Annotated in this window: 24 protein-coding genes and 1 tRNA gene; 9 read left to right on the plus strand and 16 right to left on the minus strand. The window is 66.4% G+C overall.

The features are described from left to right. Positions 1–104 precede the first annotated feature (104 nt). Complete coding sequence (gene rpmB, locus DD559_RS01190) at positions 105–401, plus strand: 50S ribosomal protein L28 (protein WP_116470634.1); 297 nt, start codon at positions 105–107, stop codon at positions 399–401. 134 nt (positions 402–535) lie between these two features. Here the strand turns inward: rpmB and DD559_RS01195 are convergent, their stop codons facing one another. The 4 genes from DD559_RS01195 to DD559_RS01210 all read right to left on the minus strand — a co-directional run bounded on the left by DD559_RS01195 (position 536) and on the right by DD559_RS01210 (position 5735). Continuing rightward, on the minus strand, positions 536–1534 hold the full coding sequence (locus tag DD559_RS01195; RefSeq protein WP_116467585.1) for an esterase-like activity of phytase family protein: 999 nt from the start codon (positions 1532–1534) through the stop codon (positions 536–538). 199 nt (positions 1535–1733) lie between these two features. Further along, the gene (phbB, locus tag DD559_RS01200; RefSeq protein WP_116467586.1) at positions 1734–2456 is read right to left on the minus strand and encodes an acetoacetyl-CoA reductase; all 723 of its coding nucleotides are present in this window, start codon (positions 2454–2456) and stop codon (positions 1734–1736) included. Positions 2457–2490: 34 nt separating this feature from the next. Beyond that, on the minus strand, positions 2491–3498 hold the full coding sequence (hemH, locus tag DD559_RS01205) for a ferrochelatase (RefSeq protein ID WP_116467587.1): 1008 nt from the start codon (positions 3496–3498) through the stop codon (positions 2491–2493). Next, on the minus strand, positions 3495–5735 hold the full coding sequence (locus DD559_RS01210) for a xanthine dehydrogenase family protein molybdopterin-binding subunit (RefSeq protein WP_116467588.1): 2241 nt from the start codon (positions 5733–5735) through the stop codon (positions 3495–3497). Before DD559_RS01210 ends, hemH begins: the two co-directional genes overlap by 4 nt. A 128-nt stretch (positions 5736–5863) precedes the next feature. Between DD559_RS01210 and lgt the strand changes: the two genes are divergently transcribed. From lgt to pgeF, 4 genes are read left to right on the plus strand one after another with little or no spacing between them, the layout of a single operon-like run. After that, positions 5864–6742 carry a prolipoprotein diacylglyceryl transferase gene (gene lgt / locus DD559_RS01215; RefSeq protein WP_116467589.1) on the plus strand — a complete coding sequence of 293 codons (879 nt, stop codon included), beginning with the start codon at positions 5864–5866 and terminating at the stop codon, positions 6740–6742. 10 nt (positions 6743–6752) lie between these two features. Beyond that, complete coding sequence (locus DD559_RS01220; RefSeq protein ID WP_116467590.1) at positions 6753–7847, plus strand: class I SAM-dependent methyltransferase; 1095 nt, start codon at positions 6753–6755, stop codon at positions 7845–7847. Next, entirely contained in the window at positions 7844–8347 is a 504-nt protein-coding gene (locus DD559_RS01225) for a GNAT family N-acetyltransferase (RefSeq protein WP_116470635.1), read from the plus strand. Before DD559_RS01220 ends, DD559_RS01225 begins: the two co-directional genes overlap by 4 nt. Continuing rightward, the gene (pgeF, locus tag DD559_RS01230; protein WP_116467591.1) at positions 8344–9111 is read left to right on the plus strand and encodes a peptidoglycan editing factor PgeF; all 768 of its coding nucleotides are present in this window, start codon (positions 8344–8346) and stop codon (positions 9109–9111) included. The genes DD559_RS01225 and pgeF overlap by 4 nt, the downstream gene beginning before the upstream one ends. 12 nt (positions 9112–9123) lie before the next feature. Here the strand turns inward: pgeF and DD559_RS01235 are convergent, their stop codons facing one another. From DD559_RS01235 to DD559_RS01290, 12 genes are all read right to left on the minus strand, one after another. Next, positions 9124–10035 carry a hemolysin family protein gene (locus DD559_RS01235; RefSeq protein WP_116467592.1) on the minus strand — a complete coding sequence of 304 codons (912 nt, stop codon included), beginning with the start codon at positions 10033–10035 and terminating at the stop codon, positions 9124–9126. 8 nt (positions 10036–10043) lie between these two features. After that, entirely contained in the window at positions 10044–10553 is a 510-nt protein-coding gene (gene ybeY / locus DD559_RS01240) for an rRNA maturation RNase YbeY (protein ID WP_116467593.1), read from the minus strand. Positions 10554–10625: 72 nt separating this feature from the next. Next, entirely contained in the window at positions 10626–11636 is a 1011-nt protein-coding gene (locus DD559_RS01245; RefSeq protein ID WP_116467594.1) for a PhoH family protein, read from the minus strand. Between the two features lie 201 nt (positions 11637–11837). Then, positions 11838–13142 (minus strand): tRNA (N6-isopentenyl adenosine(37)-C2)-methylthiotransferase MiaB, encoded by a 1305-nt coding sequence (miaB, locus tag DD559_RS01250; RefSeq protein ID WP_116467595.1) that lies wholly within the window; start codon positions 13140–13142, stop codon positions 11838–11840. A gap of 106 nt (positions 13143–13248) precedes the next feature. Continuing rightward, on the minus strand, positions 13249–14142 hold the full coding sequence (locus DD559_RS01255; protein ID WP_438270347.1) for a lysophospholipid acyltransferase family protein: 894 nt from the start codon (positions 14140–14142) through the stop codon (positions 13249–13251). Further along, complete coding sequence (locus DD559_RS01260) at positions 14120–14542, minus strand: Fur family transcriptional regulator (RefSeq protein ID WP_026008925.1); 423 nt, start codon at positions 14540–14542, stop codon at positions 14120–14122. The genes DD559_RS01255 and DD559_RS01260 overlap by 23 nt, the downstream gene beginning before the upstream one ends. 140 nt (positions 14543–14682) lie before the next feature. Beyond that, entirely contained in the window at positions 14683–15099 is a 417-nt protein-coding gene (locus DD559_RS01265; protein WP_116467596.1) for a Ros/MucR family transcriptional regulator, read from the minus strand. A gap of 113 nt (positions 15100–15212) precedes the next feature. Beyond that, positions 15213–15689 carry a GNAT family N-acetyltransferase gene (locus DD559_RS01270; protein ID WP_116467597.1) on the minus strand — a complete coding sequence of 159 codons (477 nt, stop codon included), beginning with the start codon at positions 15687–15689 and terminating at the stop codon, positions 15213–15215. After that, on the minus strand, positions 15686–16330 hold the full coding sequence (gene tsaB / locus DD559_RS01275; RefSeq protein WP_116467598.1) for a tRNA (adenosine(37)-N6)-threonylcarbamoyltransferase complex dimerization subunit type 1 TsaB: 645 nt from the start codon (positions 16328–16330) through the stop codon (positions 15686–15688). The genes DD559_RS01270 and tsaB overlap by 4 nt, the downstream gene beginning before the upstream one ends. Positions 16331–16362: 32 nt before the next feature. Next, positions 16363–16956 (minus strand): malonic semialdehyde reductase, encoded by a 594-nt coding sequence (locus tag DD559_RS01280; protein WP_116467599.1) that lies wholly within the window; start codon positions 16954–16956, stop codon positions 16363–16365. Between the two features lie 48 nt (positions 16957–17004). After that, positions 17005–17577 carry a NifU family protein gene (locus DD559_RS01285; RefSeq protein ID WP_116467600.1) on the minus strand — a complete coding sequence of 191 codons (573 nt, stop codon included), beginning with the start codon at positions 17575–17577 and terminating at the stop codon, positions 17005–17007. Between the two features lie 66 nt (positions 17578–17643). Beyond that, entirely contained in the window at positions 17644–18351 is a 708-nt protein-coding gene (locus DD559_RS01290; RefSeq protein WP_116467601.1) for an NAD-dependent deacylase, read from the minus strand. 72 nt (positions 18352–18423) lie between these two features. Here DD559_RS01290 and DD559_RS01295 point away from each other — a divergent pair, with 72 nt between their 5' ends. The 4 genes from DD559_RS01295 (at position 18424) to DD559_RS01310 (ending at position 20350) form a co-directional block, all read left to right on the plus strand. After that, a complete protein-coding gene (locus DD559_RS01295; RefSeq protein WP_116467602.1) occupies positions 18424–18774 on the plus strand; it encodes a hypothetical protein in 351 nt (116 codons plus the stop codon). Between the two features lie 41 nt (positions 18775–18815). Continuing rightward, positions 18816–19544 carry a 4-hydroxy-tetrahydrodipicolinate reductase gene (dapB, locus tag DD559_RS01300; protein WP_116467603.1) on the plus strand — a complete coding sequence of 243 codons (729 nt, stop codon included), beginning with the start codon at positions 18816–18818 and terminating at the stop codon, positions 19542–19544. Further along, positions 19541–20194 carry an endonuclease III gene (nth, locus tag DD559_RS01305; protein WP_116467604.1) on the plus strand — a complete coding sequence of 218 codons (654 nt, stop codon included), beginning with the start codon at positions 19541–19543 and terminating at the stop codon, positions 20192–20194. Before dapB ends, nth begins: the two co-directional genes overlap by 4 nt. A 79-nt stretch (positions 20195–20273) precedes the next feature. Continuing rightward, positions 20274–20350: transfer RNA gene (locus DD559_RS01310), tRNA-Arg, on the plus strand. The last annotated feature ends 348 nt before the right edge of the window (positions 20351–20698 follow it).

Below are 20698 nucleotides of genomic sequence, written 5' to 3' on the forward strand. Positions count from 1 at the left end.
CGCGCGAGTTGCGCCCGGATCGCGGTGAATCGGTTGACGGCGGCCCGCTTTGCCGCTACCTGCGCGGCCTTTCCGGCTTTCTGCCCAACTCAGGATTTGAAGCGATGTCGCGCATTTGCGAGCTGACCGGCAAGGGCCGGCAGGTGGGACACAATGTTTCCCACGCCAATAACAAGACCAAGCGTACGTTCCTGCCGAACCTGCAGAACGTGACGCTGCTCTCCGACGCGCTGGGCAAGGGCGTGCGTCTGCGCGTTTCCACCCATGGCCTGCGTTCGGTGGAGCATGTCGGCGGCCTGGACAACTGGCTGCTGAAGACCAATGACGAGGATCTGTCGCTGCGTGCGCGCCGTCTGAAGCGCGAAGTGCGCAAGGCCAGCGCCGGCACCGCTGCCGCCTGATTCTTCGTACAGGTACGAACAAAACCCGCTGGCGCATCGCGGCAGCGGGTTTTGTCGTGGGCGACGCCGGCACCGACGCCCGATGCCGGCGGAGGTCTCGATCGATCCGGCGCGGCCGCCCGAATCGAAACGACTCAGAGCTCCAGCCGGAATTTGAGCAGCAGCGTCTGCTGCCACCATTGCTCATTGTCATCAGAGACCATCCACAGGACGAGCGCATTGCCTTCGCGCGCGACCGCGAGGCCTTCGAAATTGTCATGCTGGAACGGCGGCGAGAAGTCGGCGATCTCGGTTCCACGCAGCACGTCGCCCGCCGCTGCACCGCGCAGATCGACCAGGTCGATCTTGACGGTGAATAGCGCAGGGAACCCGAATCGCCGTTCCAGCACCAGCAAGCGCCCGTCCGGCAGCGCCACCGCGTCGCTGGGATCATAGCCGGGCGGCGGCACAAAGCGCAGACGGATCGGGCGCGGCGAATCGCGGACTGGATCCCCCGGAAACAGCAGTACGTCGCGTTCCGCACCGTGCCCCTTGCCGGGCGGCCTCGCCGTTTCGCCGATAACGACGAAGCGGCCATCGGGCAGGCGCGCCATCGATTCGGGCCCGCCATTGGCAGGCCAATTCCGCATCTCGGGCGGGTGTGCCACCCGCTCGCCATGGCGGAAATCCGCGTCATAGCGCCAGATGGCGTTATGCGATTCGAAGCCTACCCAGAATTTTCCGGTCGCGGGATCGCGGGTTAGCGATTCGGAGTCGCGATCACCCTTGAACGCGGCAATCCCCGGGCCGTTCGGAACTTCGCCGAATCGGATGTCGAACGGCTGCCAGTCGGCGCCCATGCGGAACCGGACGATATTGCCGCGATCGCTGAGCAGGACGATCTGGTCGCCGATCACCTGCAGTGCGGAGAAGCCGGAAAAGCCGCGATCCGGGCTGGTGAGCCGCACCCCGCCCAGATAGCGAAGCCTGCCGATTCGCGTACGGACTGGGTCCCCCGGTGCCAAGGGAACGGGCTGCGCCGCCATCACCGGAATCCGACCGATCGGCGTTCGCAAGACCTTGCCCGACGCGCTGAGCGACAGCAGCGCCAACGCCAGGGGCGGAAAGGCGACAATTCGGAGCCAGGAACGCATCGCCCCTCCTTAGCGGTTCGATGCGGCACGACCAGCGCTGCACGTGCGAATATGAACGCAGGATAACCATCTCGTTCAGCGTTCGATCAAGGGAACTGCGATAGAGAGGCTTTGTTGTAAGCGCGTACCAGCTTCTCGCGTAGCGTATCGAGAGGCGAAGGGGGGCCGGGACCGCAAGGGTCCGGCCCCCCTCTGTTTTTCAGTACATGTGCTGCCCGCCGTTGATCGACAGCGTCGAACCAGTGACGAAGCCGGCATCTTCCGAGCAGAGAAATGCCACGCCGCGGGCGATTTCATGCGCCTGGCCGAGGCGACCGACCGGAATCTTGGCGACGATTTTTTCCAGCACGTCGGCGGGAACCGCCGAGACCATGTCCGTATCGATATAGCCCGGGGCGATCGCATTGACCGTAACGCCGAAGCGCGCGCCTTCCTGCGAAAGTGCCTTGGTGAAGCCGTGGATGCCGGACTTGGCAGCGGCATAGTTCACCTGGCCGTACTGACCGGCCTGACCGTTGATCGAGCCGATATTGACGATGCGGCCCCATTTGCGCGTGCGCATGCCTGGGAACACCGCATGGGCCATGTTGAAACAGCCGCCCAGGTTGATGCGGATCACGTCTTCCCACATCTCGCGCGACATCTTCAGGATGGTGCCGTCGCGGGTGATGCCGGCATTGTTGACGACGATATCGACGGGGCCGAGATCCGCCTCGACCTTCTTCACGCCTTCGGCACAGGCATCGAAATCGCCGACATCCCACTTATACGCCTTGATACCGGTGCGTTCGGTGAAGGCCGCAGCCTTTTCGTCATTGCCGGCATAGTTGGCAGCGACGGTGACCCCCGCGTCCTTGAGCGCCAGACTGATCGCCTCACCGATACCGCGGGTACCACCGGTAACGATCGCTACTCGTGCCATATGCCTTCCTCTCCACAATCAACCCAAGAAATGGCTAGGCGGGGACCACCCAGCCGGAAAGTTCGCGCCCGATGATATTGCTGAGCAACTCCATGCCCGGCGCGCTATCATTGAGACAAGGCAAATATGCGAAATCCGTGCCGCCCGCAGCGAGAAAGGATTCGCGGCCACGAATCGCGAGTTCCTCCAGCGTTTCCAGACAGTCGGCGGAAAAGCCCGGCGCGACGATCGCGATGCGCTTCACGCCCTTGCCGGGCAATGCTTCCAGCACCGTATCGGTTGCCGGCTCCAACCATTTGGCGCGGCCAAAGCGCGACTGGAAGGTAACGATCAGGTCACGGCCCAGCGCCTCGCCGAGCAAGCGCCCGGTCTTGCGGCAATGGCAGTGATAGGGATCGCCCAGTTCGAGCGTGCGCTGCGGCATCCCGTGGAAACTGGCGATCACCGCATCGGGCACGAAATCGAGCGCGGCGATTGCCCCCTCCACGCTGGCCTTCAGCGCGGCGATATAGGCCGGATCGTCGTGATAGGGCGGCAGTGTGCGGATCGCCGGCTGCCAGCGCATCGCCGCCAGCGCGGCAAAGGCACTGTCGTTCGCGGTCGCGGTCGTCGCCGCGCAATATTGCGGATAGAGCGGCGCGATCAGGATGCGCTCACACCCCTTCGCCTTCATCGCGGCAAGCTGGTCGCCGATCGAGGGCCGGCCATATCGCATCGCATAATCGACCAGCACCTGCGGCCCGAACGCGCCTTCCAGCGCGCGTGCCTGGGCCTTGGTGATCGCGGCGAGCGGGGAACCGTCCTCGCGCCAGACCTGCGCATAGGCATGGGCCGACTTTTTGGGCCGGGTGCGCAGGATGATGCCCCGCAGGATCGGCTGCCAAAGGAGCGGCGGGATCTCCACCACCCGCCGATCGGACAGGAACTCGCCCAGATAGCGCTTCACCGCCGGCGCGTCGGGCGCGTCGGGCGTTCCGAGATTGGTGAGGAGCACGCCGATGCGGGCGGGCGGGATCGCGGGATGGTCGGCAGGCAGGGTCATTCGACCTCCGATAGCAGGGGAAGGCGCCGGAAACGGGTGCCGGTGGCGGTTTGCAGCGCATTGGCGATCGCCGGCGCGGTCGGCGGAACCGCCAGTTCGCTCACCCCGCCGGGATCCGATCCGCTGGGCAGGATCTCGACGGTGATGTCGGGCGTGCCGGCAAGCGTGGGCAGGCCAAGATCGGCAAGGCCCTGCGCATCGGCGACATTTTCGGTGAAGCTGGTGCTCGCGCCCAGCGCGGCGGCCAGGCCGAAGAGCAGGCCGCCTTCGATCTGCTGACGCACGAGATCGGGGTTGACCACGCGGCCGCAATCCACCGCGGCCACCAGCCGCTCCACGACGATCTCGCGCTGCGGCGTCAGCCGCGCCTCGGCCATCACCGCGATGAACGATCCGCGAAAGGCGTGCGCCGCAAGCCCCTGGCCGCTGCCCGGTTCGCCCCCCTGCCAGCCGCCGAGTTGCGCCGCCGTCTGCAGGCAGCGCGCCAGTCGCGGCTGATCGCCGAGCATCGCCATGCGGAACGACAACGGATCGCGATTGGCGACATGCGCCAGTTCATCGACGAAGCTTTCGGCGAAGAAGCAGGTGTAACTATGTGCGCCTGAACGCCAATAGCCGGTGGGCACGCCGATTTCGGCAGGATGATGATCGATCGCGGCATGGGGAATCGCATAGGCCGGCATCGCCCCCGCCACTGCCGAAGGATCGCCGCCGCCCGGAAGCGCCAGCGATGCCGCCACCACCGGATCCCCGCCGATCAGCCGCGATGCCAGTTCACGCCCGGTTTCCGGGGCGGCGACCTTGGCCAGCCACGCCTCGATCGTGCCCCCCTGCCCCAGCTTCGCGGTGAGCCGCGCCGCCGCCGGGGGACGGAAACGATCGCGGCGCAGATCTTCGTCCCGCGGCCAGGTGAGTTGCACCGGCCGCGCCACGGATTGCGAGAGCAGCGCCGCCTGCACTGCCACCGCATGTTCCAGCCTCGCGCCGAACGCGCCACCGCCCAGCATCGGATGCACGATCACCCGCGCCGGATCGATCCCCAGCGCATCCGCCGCCGCCGCCCGCGCCAGGCCCGGCGCCTCGGTGGGCAGCCACAGGGAAAGGCGACCATGGGCATAGTCGGCCGTGCAGGTCATCGGTTCCAGCGCCGCATGGGGGGCAAGGCCGACCTGATATTCCGCCGTCACCACCCGCGCGCCGCGAAACGCGGTGGCGAGATCGCCCCGCTCCTCGATCCGGCGGCCATCGCCATCAAAGGCCGTGGTGAGCGCGGCGTCGATCGAATCATCGTTGACCACCGCCGCGGGCAGGCGGAAGCGCGGGCGCATCGCGTGCAGTGCGCGTTCCGCCGCCCACCAGTTCGTCGCGACCGCCGCCACCCAATGCCGTGTGGTGACGACCGAAAGCACGCCGCGCACGCGATCGGCCGCGGCACGATCGACCTGCGCCAATTCGGTTTCCCCGATAGGCCCCTGGCGGATCGCCGCGAACACCATGCCGGGCAGGCGGACATCGGCCGCGAAATTGGCGCTGCCATCGATCTTCGCCGGCGCATCGAGCCGCGGCAGCGGCTGGCCGTACAGCCGGGCGCCCTCCCCCCGCAGCGGCAGTTGCGACGGCGGCCGATGGCGCGCCGCCGCTTCGGCCAGTTCGCCGAAGCCGAGCCGCTGGTTGCCATGAATCACCACGCCGTGGGCAGTGCCGCAGGCTTGCCAATCAACCCCCCAGCGGGCTGCGGCTGCCTTGCACAACAGCACGCGGGCGGCCGCGCCGGCCTGGCGCAACGGCTCCTCGAAATTCCGCACCGAGGTGGAGCAGGCGGTGAGCACCAGCCCGGCGCGCGCGGCATGGCTGCGTTGCAACTGTTCCGGCAGGCCACCCAGCGCCAGTTCGAACAGGCTGCGCGCCGCAAGCGGATTGGCATATAACGGGTTCAGCGGCGCCGGCTCCACACCGACGCGCTGCCAATCGGCGCCCAGTTCATCGGCGAGGATCTGCGGCAGAGCGGTATAGACGCCCTGGCCCATTTCCGCCTGGGGAACGGCAATGGCGACATGGCCGTCCCGCCCGATCTTCAGCCAGGCGCCGAACAGGCTTTCCCCCGGCGCGGCTGTGAGGTTGGGCGCATAGCTGCGCGGCCAGAAACTCCAGGCGACGACGAGCCCCAGCCCCGCCCCGCCGCCGATCAACAGCCTGCGCCGATCGAGCCTGATGCGGGATGCGGGTTTGCCAGCCATCGGCCCGCTCTATCGCGGGTGCACGCGGGATGCCAGCATGGGCTTTCGATCACCCTGATCGCCCCCTTGGGTTCGGCGCGTTTTGGCTCTATCGCAGGCACCACTGTTTCTTACGCCGGGGATCGAACGTGCTGCCCACCCTGCTCGCCGCTGCCGGCGGCCATCTTCATTTCACCGATCTCCATCTGGATCCGGTGGCCATCAACCTCGGCTTCTTTCACATCAAATGGTATTCGCTGGCCTATATCAGCGGCATCCTGCTGGGCTGGCTGTATCTGATGAAGCTGCTGGCTGCACCGGGCGCGCCGATGGCCAAACGCCATGCCGACGATCTGGTATTCTATGCGACGCTGGGCATCATCCTGGGCGGACGGCTGGGCTATGTGCTGTTCTACGCGCCGGAAATGCTGACTCACCCGCTGCAGATCCTGATGCTGTGGGAAGGCGGCATGAGCTTCCATGGCGGCGTGATCGGCACCTCGCTGGCGATCCTGTGGCTCGCCCGCCAGCACAAGCTCGATTGGCTGCGCATCCACGACTATGTCGTCTGCTGCGCGCCGTTCGGGCTGTTCTTCGGCCGGCTCGCCAATTTCGTGAACGGCGAGCTGTGGGGCAAGCCGGGCGACGTGCCCTGGGCGATCGTGTTTCCGGGCACGGTTCGCGCCGGCCTGATCGAGCCGGCCCGCCACCCGAGCCAGCTGTACGAAGCGGGGCTGGAAGGCCTGCTGCTGTTCGTCATCCTTTGGTTCTTCTTCTGGCGCACCGATGCGCGCTACCAGCCCGGCAAGCTCGCCGGCATCTTCCTGCTCGGCTATGGCCTGTGCCGCTTCTTCGTCGAATTCTTCCGCGAACCCGATCGCCAGCTGATCTGGCTGGTGGACCGGACGGGGCTGCACATGGGCCAGTGGCTGTGCCTGCCGATGATCGCGGGCGGCATCCTGCTGATCGTCACCGCCAAGGGGCGCCGCAAGCGCGTGGAAGCGATCACCGGGCCGAGCGTGGCCTGACCTGCCGGCGATGACCAATCCTCTCGACGCCAAGCCCGAAGACCGCCGCGACAATGCCGCGGAGCCTGCGCTGCCCGAGCGGCTGGCGCGGGCGATCACCCTTGCCGGGCCGATCCCGCTCTCCCAGTTCATGGGTGCGGCGAACGCGCATTATTACGGCACCCGCGATCCGCTGGGCGCGCGCGGCGACTTCACCACCGCGCCCGAGATCAGCCAGATGTTCGGCGAACTGATCGGCCTGTGGCTGGCCGATCTGTGGGACCGCGCCGGCCGCCCGGAGCCTGCCCGCTATGTCGAATTCGGTCCCGGCCGCGGCACGCTGGCGGCGGACGCGCTGCGGGCGATGGGCAAGGCCGGGTTCGCGCCGCCGGTCGACTTTCTGGAGACCAGCCCGGTGCTGCGCGCCGCCCAGAAGGAGCGCGTGCCGCACGCAGCATGGCATCTCGACCTTGCCGGCCTGCCCGACGATGCGCCGCTGCTGGTGGTGGCCAACGAATTTTTCGACGCACTGCCGATCCGCCAGCTGGTGCATACTGCGCAGGGCTGGCGCGAACGCCTGGTCGCCTGCCAGGACACGCTGTTCCTGCCGGTGATCGGCGATCGCGGCTTCGACGCGGTGATCCCCCCCGCGCTGCGTCACGCCGCGCCTGGTGCGATCCTGGAAACCTCGCCGGCCTGCGTGGCCCTGCTGCGCGCGCTCGCCCAGCGGCTGCGCGCGCAAGGCGGCGCGGCGCTGATCCTCGACTATGGCTATGAAGGCCCGGCGATCGGCGACACGCTGCAGGCGGTGCGCGGCCATGCCTTCGCCAATCCGTTCGACGCGCCCGGTGAGGCGGACCTGACCGCGCATGTCGATTTCGGCACGCTCAAGGAAGCCGCGGCGGCCGAAGGGCTCACCGTCCATGGCCCGGTGACGCAGGGCGATTTCCTGAAAGCGCTTGGCATCGACGCGCGCGCCCGGGCGCTCGCCCGCAGCGCGCCCGAGCGTGGCGACGCGATCGCCGCCGATCGCAACCGGCTGGTCGCGGACGATCAGATGGGATCGCTGTTCAAGGTGCTGGCATTGACCGCGCCGGGATGGCCGGTGCCGGCCGGGTTCGCATGAACGATCGCGAGGCCACGCCAGCCGATGCCGCTGCGATCGACGCCCTGTTCCGCGAAAGCTTCGCGGCGACCTTTGCGCACCTCTATGCGCCGGAGGATCTCGCCAGTTTCTTTGCCGGCTTCACCGTGGCGGGCTGGACTGGGGAACTCGCCAGCCCCGATTTCGCGTTCCGGGTGATCGAGGATGGCGAAGGGCTGGCCGGCTATTGCAAGCTCGGCCCTACCAGCCTGCCCGTGACGCCCGAGGGACCGGCGATCGAGCTGCGCCAGCTCTATCTGCGCGATCGCGCCAAGGGCAGCGGCGCTGCCCAGACGCTGATGGGCTGGGCCCTGGCCACCGCGCGCGCGCGCGGCGCGGCGGAGCTCTGGCTTTCCGTCTATATCGACAATCACCGCGCCAGGCGCTTCTACCAGCGCTACGGCTTTGAAGATCGGGGACCCTATGCCTTCATGGTGGGCAACCATGCCGATGAGGATCGGCTGATGCGGCTGGCGCTGTGAGCGGCGTGGAAACGATCCGCGCCCGCGCACTTGACGGCGTGGCGCACGGCTTTCTCGGCCGCGCCGGCGGGGTTTCGACCGGGCTGGTCGCGGGGCTGAACGTCGGCACCGGATCGAACGACGATCCTGCCGCGATTGCCGAGAATCGCTGCCGAGCGGTGCGAGCGGTATTGCCGGGCGCGCCGTTGGTGACGGCCTATCAGGTGCATTCGGCCGACGCGGTTTCGGTGATCGCCCCGTTCGAGGACGGTCATCGCCCCCGCGCCGATGCGCTGGCGACCCGCCGGCCCGGGCTCGTGCTCGGCATTCTGACGGCCGATTGCGCGCCGGTGCTGTTCGCCGATCGCGAGGCGGGCGTGGTCGCCGCCGCCCATGCCGGCTGGAAAGGCGCGATCGGCGGCGTGACGGATTCGACGATCGCGGCGATGGAAGCGCTTGGCGCGCGCCGCGATCGGATCGCCGCCGCGGTCGGCCCGTGCATCGCCCGCGCCAGCTACGAGGTCGATGCCGCCTTCTTCCAGCGCTTCTGCGAGCAGGACCCGGCCAACGAACGCTTCTTCGCCGATGGCCAGCCAGAGCATTTCCAGTTCGACCTGGAGGCCTATGTCGTCCACCGCCTGGCGCTGGCCGGACTGCGGACGATCGAAGCGCTGGGCATGGACACCTATGCGAACGAGGCCCGCTTCTTCAGCTTTCGCCGCGCGACGCACCGCGGCGAGCCCGATTACGGGCGACAGATCAGCCTGATCGGATTGGCCGGATAGACGACGCGGCCGTTAGGCCGCGTCTTCCACCAGGATTTCGGGGGGATGGAGGCGCAAGCGGTTCACCTTGCGCTCGTCGGCGTCGATCACTTCCAGCGTCCAGCCGCTGCCATGTTCGAGGCATTCGCCGACTTCGGGGACATGGCCCGCCAGCACGAAGGCGAGGCCGCCGATCGTATCGACATCTTCCTCCACCTCGGCCAGCCGAGGATCGACCATCTCGGCGACGTCCTCCAGCTCGGCCCTGGCATCGGCTTCCCAGCCGCCGCCATCGATCGGCACGATCAACGCGGCGGGGGCCTCGTCATGCTCGTCCTCGATCTCGCCGACGATTTCCTCGATCAGGTCCTCGATCGTGATCAGCCCCTCGGTACCCGAATATTCGTCGAGCACCACGGCGAGGTGGGTGCGCTTCACCCGCATCTGCGCGAGCAGATCGAGCGCGCCCATCGATTGCGGCACGTAGAGCGGCTGGCGGATCAGACCGGCGATGCTGGCGGGATGGTCCTCGCCCTTGGCCAGGATCTCGAACACGTCCTTGATATGGACCATGCCGATGATCGTATCGAGTTCCTCGCGATAGACCGGCAGGCGGCTGTGTCCCGCCTCGGCGAAGAGCTGGACGAGGTCGGCGAAGCTGGTCTGCTCCTCCACCGCGATGATGTCTGCGCGGGGTACGCCGACGTCACCCGCATCGCGCTCGCCGAAATGCAGCAGGTTCTTGAGCATCTGCCGTTCGATCGGCGCAAGATCGCCGGCCGGCGCACGGGCGCCGTCGCTTTCATGCTCGTCGATGGCTTCTTCCAGGCGCTCGCGCAGCGTTTCTTCCTGTTCCTCGCCGAACAGAAGCGCGCGCAAGCTGCGCCAGATGCCGCCGCTTTCGTGTTGATGGTCGGGCGAGCCGGTACTGGGGCCCTCTTTCATGTTGGTGTTCAGTCCTCGCGTACGGGATAGGGATCGTGCAGATTCAGGGCTGCCATCGCGGCCTGTTCCATTGCTTCCATGGCTTCCGCTTCGGCATCCCCCATATGGTCATAGCCTAGCAGATGCAGCATCCCATGGACAATCAGATGCGTGGCATGATCGTCCACGGAAATGCCGCGCTCACCGGCTTCCACCGAACAGACGCCGTGCGCAAGCACGATATCGCCCAGCAATACTTCGCCATCGTCGCTGTTCTGGGTGACGGCATCGAGCAGATCGGGCTGGATCATCGGGAAGGACAGCACGTTGGTCGGCTTGTCCTTGTCGCGATATTGCCGGTTGAGCGCGTGGACTTCGTCGTCGCTGGTGAAGCGCACCGCGACTTCGATCACCGTGGGCAAGCCACGCCATTCGGCATAGGGCGTCTGGGCGATCGCCGCTTCGGCCGCGCGCAACGCGAGCGCATCCCAATCGCCTTCCGGCCAGGGAGTTTCGGGAAGGGCGGCAACGTCGAGCATCAGGCGAGGTCCGTCTTGAAGAAAAGGTGCATGGTAGCCTTGGTCGGAAGGCAGCGCACGTAACGCCAGCGACTATGCAACGTCGTCGCCCTCATACGCCGCGACGATGCGACCGACGATCGGGTGCCGCACCACGTCACCCACGCCGAAGCGCACCATCGAGATGCCCTCCACGCCTTCCAGCCGGTTGACCGCGTCGTTGAGCCCCGAGGCGTTCGGGCCACCGGGCAGATCGGTCTGTTTGGGATCGCCGCAGATCACCATCCGGCTGTTCTGGCCGAAGCGGGTGAGGAACATCTTCATCTGCATCGGCGTGGTGTTCTGCGCCTCGTCGAGGATCACGAACGCGTCCGCCAGCGTGCGGCCGCGCATGAAGGCGATCGGCGCGATCTCGATCTCGCCCGAGGCAATGCGCCGTTCGACCTGCTCGGCGGGCAGGCAGTCGTACAATGCATCGTAGATCGGGCGAAGATAGGGATCGACCTTCTCCTTCATGTCGCCGGGCAGGAAGCCGAGCCGCTCGCCCGCCTCCACCGCCGGACGCGACAGGATCAGCCGCTGGACGCTGCCGGTGATCAGCTGCGCCACCGCCTGGGCAACGGCGAGATAGGTCTTGCCCGTGCCCGCCGGCCCGAGCGCGAAGATCAGGTCGTTCGAGGCAAGCTCGCGCATGTAATGCGTCTGCGTCACCGAACGCGGCACGATCGTCTTCTTCCGGGTTCGAATCATGACCGAGGGCTTGGGCGCATTGCCGGCCGGCTCGGCACGGACGATGCCGGTGAACATCGGTTCGCTCGACATCGCGATCACGGCATCGATCAGCCCGCCATCGACTTCCTCGCCGCGGATCACCCGGCTGTGCAGTTCCTGCAGCACTTCCCGAGCGTGGGCGACCGCTTCCGCCGTGCCTTCGATCACGACGCGCTGGCCGCGCGCGTGGATATACACGCCAAGGCGCTCCTCCAGCATCAGCAGGTTTGCGTCGAACTCCCCGAAGAGCTGCGGCAGGAGCTGGGGCTTGTCGAAATTCACCTCTACCCGGGAGCGTTCACCGGACTGGGCGGGGACAGGCTTGCGGCTCATGCGGTCCTTTCAATGCTGGGAGCAGTCACGCGGATCACGCGGCCCCGGCGGGGCAAACCTTGGCATGGTGCGGAGGTTCCTTGCGGCATGATCGAAAACGAGGATGGCAGAGGAAATCGCGGCTGCACAGGGCTTAGATGCCCAAAGCCGCGATAGTAGCTCGGTGTGACGCACATGCGACATTCGCAACGTCGCCGCGCTTCAGCCGGCCGCGACGATCCTGCCAGCCAGCGAGTTGGGGCCGGCGCTGACCAGCTCGACCTCGATCAGATCGCCGATCTTCGCGTCCGTTTCCAGATGGACCGATTGCAGCCAGGGCGATTTGCCGATCATCTGGCCGGGGCGCCGCCCCACCCGCTCGATCAGCACCGAACAGCGCCGACCGACGCTGGCGTCGTTGAATGCCTGCGAATGGCGGCCCAGCGCGGCCTGCAGCCGCTGCAGCCGCACGTCCGCCACGTCCGCTGGCAAATACTGATCGACCATCTCGGCCGCCGGCGTGCCGGGACGCGGCGAGTATTTGAAGCTGAAACACTGGGCATAGCCGACCGCGTCGACCAGCTGCAGCGTCTCCTCGAACTCGGCCTCGGTCTCGCCGGGGAAGGCGACGATGAAGTCGCCCGAGAGCGCGATGTCCGGCCGCGCGGCGCGGACGCGCTCCAGGATCCGCAGGTAGGAGTCGCGGGTGTGGCTCCGGTTCATCGCCTTGAGGATGCGGTCGCTGCCCGCCTGCACCGGCAGGTGGAGGAACGGCATCAGCTTGGCCACCGAGGCATGCGCCTCGATCAACCCCTCGGCCATGTCGTTGGGATGGCTGGTGGTGTAGCGGATACGGGCGAGCCCCTCGATCCGGTCCAGCGCCACGATCAGGTCGTGCAGGCCGCGGCCATCGGCGTCGCCCCAGGCGTTGACGTTCTGGCCGAGCAGCGTGATCTCGCGGGCGCCGGCATCGACCAGCGCCTTCGCCTCGTCGACGATCGCTGCATAAGGCCGGCTGACCTCGGCGCCGCGCGTATAGGGTACCACGCAGTAGGTGCAGAACTTGTCGCAGCCTTCCTGCACGGTGAGGAACGCGCTCGGCCCCACCTTGCGCCGCGCGGGCAGCTTGCCGAACTTGCTGGCGATCGGCATGTCCGTATCCAGGCCGAGCTGGCCCTCGGCCGCCTTGGCGACCAGATCGGGCAGGTTGTGATAGGCCTGCGGGCCGACCACCACGTCCACCTTGGCGCGACGGGCGATCTCCTCGCCCTCGGCTTGCGCGACGCAGCCGGCGACCGCGATCATGGGCTTGCCGGCCTCGCGCAGCTTGAGCCGCCCGATCTCCGAATAGACCTTCTCGGTCGCCTTTTCGCGGATGTGGCAGGTGTTGAGCACGACGAGATCGGCCTGATCCGCCTCGGCGGCGACAAGGCCCTGGGCGGCCATCAGCTCGCCCATGCGCTCGCCGTCATAGACGTTCATCTGGCAGCCGTACGACTTGACGTGATAGGTCTTTGGGGTGGTCATGATCGGCGCGCCTATACGCGCAAAAGCAGGCGAGAAACAGGCCTTGGGCATGTTTACGCGAGCACCACACCCGCACCGTCCTCCCGGCTTTCGCCGGGACGACGACTTATGAGGCTTGCGCCGTCGCGCCCGCTCGCGGCGCCTTGTACCCGATCGGGTCTTCCGCGAACCGGAAGGGCCGCAGTGGATGTCCTAGCGCGCGCACCATCGCCTCCTCGATCCGCCGCCGACTCTCCGCAGCGATCGCCTTTCGGCCGGGGAAGTCGCGCGGATCGAAGGGCTCGAGGAAATGGACGCGCAGCCGGAAACGCTGCCTGCGGGCCAGCACGCGCTTGGCGTTGTTGAGGCCCCGTTCCTGCCCGATCCAGGCGATGTCCTCGCCCGCCGCGCCGTAATCGAGCATCACCGGCTGCACCATCACGCCGGGCGGCGGCGGTTCCAGCACGCGCAGCATCGGCGTCTTGAACGGCAGCAGCGACTTGCCGTCGGTCGTCGTGCCTTCGGGGAAGACGGTGACCGCCCAGGTCTCGGCCAGCGCATCGCGCAGCTGGTTAATCTGCTCGGCCACGCCCATGCGGTTCTCGCGCTTCACATAGACGGTGCGGTTGAGCCCGGCGAGCCAGCCGACCAGCGGCGAGGCGCCGATCTCCGCCTTGGCGACGAAGGCGGTGCCGCTCGCCCCGCCCAGCGCCAGGATGTCGATCCAGCTGAGATGGTTGGATACGTAGAACACGTCGCGCTTGAGCGGCGTACCGACGCACCGCACCTTGGCGCCGGCGATCCGCGCTGCGCTGGCCAGGAACAGGCGCGGCCAGGGCGAGGGCAGCCGCACCAACCGGAACAGATAATGGAGCGGCACATGGATCAGCACCGCCAGCACCAACCGAGCGACGCGGAACCAGACGCGCGCGCGCTCGCTGGCGGTCAGCTGCGTCGGCAGCCCCTGGGTCGCTTCCTCGCGGCGGCGCCGGGCGCGCTCAGTTCTTGCGGTCGAGCGCAACCCCGTACAGTTCCATGCGGTGATCGACCAGGCGGAAGCCCAGCCGTTCTGCGATCTGCTTCTGCAGCAACTCGAGCTCGGGATCGACGAACTCGATCACCTTGCCGCTTTCGACGTCGATCAGATGATCGTGATGCGCCTCGGGCGCCGGCTCGTAGCGGGCGCGGCCATCGCCAAAATCATGTCGGTCGAGAATGCCCGCCTCTTCGAACAGCCGCACGGTGCGATACACCGTGGCAATCGAGATGCCCGGATCGATCGCTGCGGCACGTTCATAGACCTTTTCCACATCGGGGTGGTCGTCGGCGTCGGAGAGAACGCGCGCGATCACCTTGCGCTGTTCGGTGATGCGCAACCCCTTTTCGTGGCACAGCGCTTCGAGATCGATCTTGCGAGACATTGCGCCCGTGTAGCCCGATTACGCCGCAGGGAAAAGAGCATGTCTTGCTATCACGCTGATCGATCCCATGCGAAAACGCCGGCCCGGGGGCATCCCCCAGGCCGGCGTTCGCAATTGCTGATCCCGAGGATCGAAGCCGATCAGCGCGTCTTGCGACGCTTGGTGCCGAGACCGATCTTCTTCGCCAGGCTGCGGCGCTGTTCCGCATAGTTCGGCGCAACCATCGGATAATCGGCCGGGAGATTCCACTTGGCGCGATACTGTTCCGGGGTCATCTGATAGTGAGTCATCAGGTGACGCTTCAGCATCTTCAGCTTCTTGCCGTCTTCGAGGCAGACGATGTAATCCGGCTTCACCGAAGCGCGTACCGAAACCGCGGGCTCCTGCTTCACTTCCGGCTCGGGCTGCACGGTGCCGAGGCCCGTCAGCGCCGTGTGCACGTTCTGAATGAGCTGCGGAACGTCCGAAACGGCGACGCTGTTATTGCTGACGTGCGCAGCAACAATATCAGCGGTCAGCGCAATAAGCGTTTCGTGAATGTCAGATGAAGCGTCCATGATATTCCTTTCGACCCGTTATACTGGCGACTATCAAGCGTGCCGCCTGAACAGCCCTATCGTACCAAGTCGAACGAATGGCAAGAGATGACATCACAAGTCCAGAAAAATTTTTATCCTAGCGATCGTGCCAATGTGAGAGCATCGAAAGATTGCCCAGAAGTTCCACGATAATAGCCGCGCCTTTCACCAATCTTACAAAAGCCCTGGCGATGATAAAGCCGCATGGCATCATTGCCGGCGCGCACTTCGAGATGCAATTTAACGGCACGACGTCCGAGCGCCTCTGCGATCACTGCACGTAACAAAGCACCGCCGATGCCCCGCCCGCGCATTTCGGGATGGGTAGCCAGCAACAACAATTCCGCTTCGTCCAGCATCGCCCGCGCCATCGCGAAGCCGCAATCCTTGCCGTCGATACTTGCGATGGTCAGCCAGACCCCGGAAAGCGCCATCATCCCCATGCACTGCGGGGTGGTCCAGGCCTCACCATATTGGGGATCGAAGGCCGCCTGCATGATGACATTGACCGACGCGAGATCCTGCGCGCCGCCTTCGCGCAGTTCGATGGGAAGAAGAGTCGTGCTCATGCCAGTCCGCGCTCCGCGAGCGTTTTCGCATCGGGCGCCCTGCCATAGAGCGGGCGCGGTGCCAGTTCCGTGCAGGCGGGTGGAAGCAGCACCGCATCGGCCGCGCGCGGCAGCGCATCGCGGACATCCAGCTCCCCCGCCAGCGCGATCAAGCGGCGGACACCGCTGCCGACCGCCGGCCGGCCATCCAGTTCCTGCAGCGCCGCCTCCGGCACCAGCGACGCCAGCGGGCCGGTTTCAAGCAATGGTCCGCCCGTGAAATGTTGGACGAAGACTTCGCCATGACCGCCTTCCAACACAACGGCCAGGCGGTCGAGATCGCGCTCCGCAGCGAAGGCCGCCGCTGCGAGCAGCGCCATCGAGGAATAGCCCCGCACCGGCACGCCCCAACCGATCGCCAGACCGCGCGCCGCCGCCAGGCCAACGCGGACGCCCGTGAAGCTGCCCGGGCCGACATCCACAAGGATGGCATCGGCCCGGCCACCGCCGGGCAACTCGGCGATCATCGGGATCAGCCGTTCGGCATGGCCGCGTCCGACCACTTCGTGCCGCTCGGCCAGCAGGATATCCCCCGCCAGCAATGCCACCGAACAGGCGGCCGTGGCGGTTTCGATGATAAGCGTTCGCGGGGCTTCAGCCATTGCCCCGCGCTAGCCAGAAGTTGGACAAAAGGTCAAATGACGCGATTGAAGCGATCAAAGGCAGGCCGCGGCGACCGATCGTAGATCGTCGACGGATCGCCAACGCCGAGCGTCGAGATGAAGTTGGATTTGACGCGCGGCTGATCCGCGAAGAAGGCTTCGTCGACCTTGGCGTTGTCGAAGCCCGACATCGGGCCGGTATCGAAGCCCAGCGCACGCGCGGCGATGATGAAATAGGCGCCCTGCAGCGAAGAATTGCGGAACGCATGCTCGCGCCGGCCTTCGTCGGTGGGGAACCAGTTCCTGGCTTCGGGGGCATGCGGGAACAGTTCCGGCAGATGTTCGTGGAAGTCCATGTCGTAGCCGATGATAACGCTGGCCGGAGCCTTGCGGATCTTATCGGCATTGCTGCCGCTGGCGAAGCTCGCGAGCCTGTCCTTGCCTTCCTGGCTGAGGATCCAGACGAACCGGGCCGACTGCTGGTTGACGGACGTCGGCCCCATCTTGAGTAGATCATAGATGCGCGCGATATCCGCCTCGGTGACCGGCGCATCGGTATAGCCGTTATAGCTGCGCGCGGTGCGGAAGATTGTGTCGAGCGCGACATCGTTGAGCGGCTGGCCCATCGAATTCAGTCCTTTTCAGCTTGGGGAGGAAGACGAAGGCGACAACGCTCAGACGGCGCGCACCTCAGTCACTTCTGGAACATAATATTTCAGCAATTGCTCGATACCATTCTTCAGCGTCGCGGTGGACGAAGGGCAACCGGCGCAGGCACCCTGCATCTGCAAATAAACCTTCCCCGCATCGAACCCGCGATAGATGATGTCGCCGCCGTCATTGGCCACCGCCGGGCGGATGCGTGTATCGATCAATTCACGGATCTGGGCGACGATATCGGCATCCTCGGGATTGTCACCGAAATCGGCACTTTCGGGCGGCACGCTGAAGCCGGCGGCACCTTGCACGAACAGCGGCATGTTGGCCGAAAAATGATCGAGCAGGATGCCGAGCACGTCCGGTTTGAGCCCGGCCCAGTCGACGCCGGGTGCAGCCGTCACCGAAATGAAGTCCCGCCCGAAGAACACGCCGGTCACGTCGCCCAGCCCGAACAGCGCGATCGCGAGCGGCGACGCCTCCGCATCCTCGGGGCTGGCGAAGTCGCGCGTGCCTACCTCCATCACCACCCGTCCGGGCAGGAACTTGATGGTGGCGGGGTTTGGCGTCAGTTCGGTCTCGATCAGCATGGCGCCCACATGGGACGCGCCGCCCGCGGGATCAAGCGGCCGTCTGCCGAGTGGCGGAAAGAAGCGCTATCCCGCATCGGCCAGCAGCGTTTCCACCCAGTCGGGCACCAACCTGCCGGCGGGGCCCCTCCGGGTCTCCGCGAACCAGTGGCTGCCTTCGGATGGCTCCAAATTCATCTCCAGCGTATCCGCGCCATGATGCCGCGCCAGCCGTACGAATCCGGCCGCCGGATAGACCGCGCCCGACGTTCCGATCGAGACGAACAGGTCCGCTTCCGCGAGCGCTGCTTCGATCCGTTCCATCTGATAGGGCATCTCGCCGAAGAACACGATGTCGGGGCGCAATGCCAGCATCCCGCAATTGGGACATTCGGATTGCGGCGGCAGTGCGTCGCCCCAAGGTTCGCGCACGCCGCACGCCGCACACAGCGCGGACAGCAACTCGCCATGCATGTGGAGCAGCCGCCGGGCACCCGCGCGCTCGTGCAGATCGTCCACATTCTGGGTGACGATCAGCAACCCGCCCGGCCATGCCGCATCCAGCCGCGCCAACGCCCGGTGCGCCGCGTTGGGCATCACGCCGGCCAGCGCCGTCCGCCGCAGATCGTAGAAGCGGTGCACGAGCGCCGGATCCCGCGCCAGCGCCTCGGGGGTGCAGACATCCTCCACTCGATGCCCTTCCCACAGGCCGCCGGGTCCCCGGAAGGTCGCGACGCCGCTTTCCGCCGAAATGCCGGCTCCGGTGAGGACGAGGATATTGCGCATGTTCGGCATGGTCTCTCCCGCTCCGCCCTATCTTCGCCGCAAACCGACGTTTGGATCAACGCCTCATCGCTGGAGACGATCATGCACGCGCTCGCCCTGGTGCTTCTCCTGCTGCCGCAACTGCAAGTGCGCGGCCCGGTCGCCGATGACGACGGCACCGGCCGCACCCGACAACGGGGCTGCCGCGAGAATCGAGGCGACGAGATCGTCGTGTGCCGGCGTGCCGATCCGAACGGCGACCGGCTGGGCCGCCTTCCCGATCTGCCCCGCCGCAGAGGTTTCGTACCGGCGGTGCGGTTGCCAGACGGGAGCGAGGCACGGGCGGGGGCGGTGCCGCACGATGCCGGCATCGCCGTGGTGCCGGCCGCGATGGTCACCCTTCGGATCCCGCTCGGCAGGCACAAGAAAAAGCCGCAGGCCGATCAAAAATAGCCTCTGTCGTTCGGCGCCGGGATCGTGCAACAGCGCGAGCCATGACGAGCATCGGCATCTTCGGCAGCATGGGGCGGATGGGCCAGGCGATCAGCGCCGCCCTTCCCGAATTCGGCGCGCAGGCAGCGGGCGGCGTGGACGTGGGCGGCGATCCCGCGGCGCTGGCCCGCAAGGCCGATGTGATCGTTGATTTCTCGGCACCTGCAGCGCTTGAGGCGCATCTCGCCGCTGCACGCGCGGCACGAACCCCGATTGTCGTCGGCACCACCGGCCTGGCCGAGCGCCACCACCGGATGATCGATGCCGCCACCGCCGAAATCGCGGTTCTGCAGACCGGCAACACCTCGCTCGGCATCGGCCTGCTCGCCGCGCTGGTGCGCGAGGCAGCGAGCCGGCTCGGCCAGGATTGGGATATCGAGATCGTCGAGATGCATCATCGCAACAAGGCGGATGCGCCGTCAGGCACGGCACTGATGCTGGGCACCGCCGCCGCCGAGGCGACCGGCACGACGCTGGCCGAAGCGGGGGTGAGCGGGCGCGCCGGCCTCACCGGCCCGCGCGCCGCCGGAACCATCGGCATGGCCAGCCTGCGCGGCGGATCGGTGATCGGTGATCACAGCGTCGTCTTCGCAACCGAAGGCGAACGGATCGAATTGACCCACCGCGCCGACGATCGCGCGATTTTCGCCAAGGGAGCGATCCGCGCGGCGCTGTGGCTCGCGGGCCGCGAACCCGGCCGCTACACGATGGACCAGGTTCTCGGCGTGTGAAGAAGGCAGACGTCGTCGCGTTCTTTGCTCGGCTGGCGGCGGACAATCCGCATCCGGAAACCGAACTCGAATCGGTCAACACCTTCACGCTGCTCGTGGCGGTCGTGCTTTCCGCCCAGGCGACCGACGCAGGCGTCAACAAGGCCACCCGCCGCTTGTTCGCCACCGTCGATACGCCCGAAAAGATGATCGCCCTCGGCGAGGCGGGGCTGAAGGAACACATCAAGACGATCGGCCTGTTCAACACCAAGGCCAAGAACGTCATCGCCCTTTCCGAGGCCCTGCTTCGCGATCATGGCGGGGAGGTGCCCGCCGATCGGGACGCGCTGGAGCAGCTCCCCGGCGTCGGCCGCAAGACCGCCAATGTGGTGATGAACGTGGCGTTCGGCCACGAGACCTTTGCCGTCGACACCCATTTGTTCCGCGTCTGCAACCGCACCGGGCTGGCGCCGGGCAAGACGCCGCTGGCGGTGGAGCAGAAGCTGGAAAAGGCCGTGCCGCAGCCCTTCCGGCTGCACGCCCATCACTGGCTGATCCTGCACGGCCGCTATATCTGCAAGGCACGGACTCCCGATTGCTGGCGCTGCCCGGTGGCGGATCTGTGCGCCTTCAAACCGAAGACGCCGCCGCCCGCAGGAAAAGCGGCATAGGCTTTCCTACATCGGAAATGCGTAGTCCGGCGAAACGGGCTGGCCTTCGCCGATTTGCTTTGCTAGGCGGACTGCCCACGCACCCGTAGCTCAGCTGGATAGAGCGCTGCCCTCCGAAGGCAGAGGCCACAGGTTCGAATCCTGTCGGGTGCGCCATCTTTTCAATGACTTAGCGCAGCAGCGCGACGGCCGTACGGAAAATGTACGGAAAACATCGTCAGACGAAATGCGATCAAATGAACGCGCGTCGAGGTGATTCGGCGGGGGGGAGTGTGGGTCAAACAACCTCTCCCACCGATCGCATGCGAGTTGGCGAGAGGCACCGCTCCCTGTTTCGTAAAGCGCTGTCCCGAACATTGCCGGGTCACTTGCTCCACCCGCTGCAGTGGATACTCACACTATCGCACCACCACTCACTTCGACGGCCATGAGCAGCCCCCACCGGGTGGTCCGGGTTGTTAGTTAGTGCATTGTTGTCTCCGCCGCCATTGCCGGGCGTAGGTG

The organism is Sphingomonas pokkalii (assembly GCF_003096275.1).
Taxonomy (GTDB): Bacteria; Pseudomonadota; Alphaproteobacteria; order Sphingomonadales; family Sphingomonadaceae; genus Sphingomonas; species Sphingomonas pokkalii.

Excerpts from the sequence above, each read along its gene's own strand:
- rpmB (WP_116470634.1), top strand. The coding sequence starts at position 105 with ATGTCGCGCATTTGCGAGCTGACCGGCAAGGGCCGGCAGGTGGGACAC.
- DD559_RS01195 (WP_116467585.1), bottom strand. The coding sequence starts at position 1,534 with ATGCGTTCCTGGCTCCGAATTGTCGCCTTTCCGCCCCTGGCGTTGGCG.
- phbB (WP_116467586.1), bottom strand. The coding sequence starts at position 2,456 with ATGGCACGAGTAGCGATCGTTACCGGTGGTACCCGCGGTATCGGTGAG.
- hemH (WP_116467587.1), bottom strand. The coding sequence starts at position 3,498 with ATGACCCTGCCTGCCGACCATCCCGCGATCCCGCCCGCCCGCATCGGC.
- DD559_RS01210 (WP_116467588.1), bottom strand. The coding sequence starts at position 5,735 with ATGGCTGGCAAACCCGCATCCCGCATCAGGCTCGATCGGCGCAGGCTG.
- DD559_RS01220 (WP_116467590.1), top strand. The coding sequence starts at position 6,753 with ATGACCAATCCTCTCGACGCCAAGCCCGAAGACCGCCGCGACAATGCC.
- DD559_RS01225 (WP_116470635.1), top strand. The coding sequence starts at position 7,844 with ATGAACGATCGCGAGGCCACGCCAGCCGATGCCGCTGCGATCGACGCC.
- DD559_RS01235 (WP_116467592.1), bottom strand. The coding sequence starts at position 10,035 with ATGAAAGAGGGCCCCAGTACCGGCTCGCCCGACCATCAACACGAAAGC.
- ybeY (WP_116467593.1), bottom strand. The coding sequence starts at position 10,553 with ATGCTCGACGTTGCCGCCCTTCCCGAAACTCCCTGGCCGGAAGGCGAT.
- DD559_RS01245 (WP_116467594.1), bottom strand. The coding sequence starts at position 11,636 with ATGAGCCGCAAGCCTGTCCCCGCCCAGTCCGGTGAACGCTCCCGGGTA.
- miaB (WP_116467595.1), bottom strand. The coding sequence starts at position 13,142 with ATGACCACCCCAAAGACCTATCACGTCAAGTCGTACGGCTGCCAGATG.
- DD559_RS01260 (WP_026008925.1), bottom strand. The coding sequence starts at position 14,542 with ATGTCTCGCAAGATCGATCTCGAAGCGCTGTGCCACGAAAAGGGGTTG.
- DD559_RS01265 (WP_116467596.1), bottom strand. The coding sequence starts at position 15,099 with ATGGACGCTTCATCTGACATTCACGAAACGCTTATTGCGCTGACCGCT.
- DD559_RS01270 (WP_116467597.1), bottom strand. The coding sequence starts at position 15,689 with ATGAGCACGACTCTTCTTCCCATCGAACTGCGCGAAGGCGGCGCGCAG.
- tsaB (WP_116467598.1), bottom strand. The coding sequence starts at position 16,330 with ATGGCTGAAGCCCCGCGAACGCTTATCATCGAAACCGCCACGGCCGCC.
- DD559_RS01280 (WP_116467599.1), bottom strand. The coding sequence starts at position 16,956 with ATGGGCCAGCCGCTCAACGATGTCGCGCTCGACACAATCTTCCGCACC.
- DD559_RS01285 (WP_116467600.1), bottom strand. The coding sequence starts at position 17,577 with ATGCTGATCGAGACCGAACTGACGCCAAACCCCGCCACCATCAAGTTC.
- DD559_RS01290 (WP_116467601.1), bottom strand. The coding sequence starts at position 18,351 with ATGCCGAACATGCGCAATATCCTCGTCCTCACCGGAGCCGGCATTTCG.
- DD559_RS01295 (WP_116467602.1), top strand. The coding sequence starts at position 18,424 with ATGCACGCGCTCGCCCTGGTGCTTCTCCTGCTGCCGCAACTGCAAGTG.
- dapB (WP_116467603.1), top strand. The coding sequence starts at position 18,816 with ATGACGAGCATCGGCATCTTCGGCAGCATGGGGCGGATGGGCCAGGCG.